This is a genomic window from Kocuria sp. CPCC 205258 (assembly GCF_040981005.1).
GTDB lineage: Bacteria > Actinomycetota > Actinomycetes > Actinomycetales > Micrococcaceae > Kocuria > Kocuria rosea.
This window is the reverse complement of sequence record NZ_JAVKPS010000074.1, coordinates 1-509: the sequence shown is the minus strand read 5'-3', so window position 1 is coordinate 509 and position 509 is coordinate 1. Positions and strand designations below refer to the sequence as shown.

Genomic DNA, 509 nt, shown 5'->3' with positions numbered 1-509 from the left:
ATGACAATTGGGTACATCTCTCCCCACTTAGACTCTAACAGGTCTAAATTAGCAGCAGCGGAGTCTTTGTTTACTGCACCATATACTGTTCTTAAATCCTTGATAAACTCCTTTTGATGCTTACTGCCAACATACTTGATAGAATTGCGTATATGATGGACAATACAGAGCTGCACAGAACTCTCAGGAAATACGCTTTGGATGGCATCTGGGAAGCCTTTGAGACCATCAATACAACAAATCAAGATGTCTCGAACACCACGGTTCTGAAGATCCGTAAGAACTTCTAGCCAGAAGTTAGCTCCTTCACTCTTAGACACATACATACCTAACAGTTCTTTTTGACCTTCCTTGTTGATACCAAGAATGTTGTAAATGGCTCGTGTGACAGCTCTGCCATTCTCATCCTTTACCTTATAATGGATAGCATCAAGCCAGCAAATGGCATATACAGGATCGAGCATGCGAGACTTCCAGGCGGTGATTTCGGGTAATACACGGTCTGTTAT

1 protein-coding gene is annotated in these 509 nt (G+C 42.2%); it reads right to left on the bottom strand.

Translation table 11 applies throughout. The features are described from left to right. The coding region (locus tag RF644_RS18895; RefSeq protein WP_368797674.1) for a transposase at nt 1–509 on the bottom strand (509 nt) is incomplete at both ends.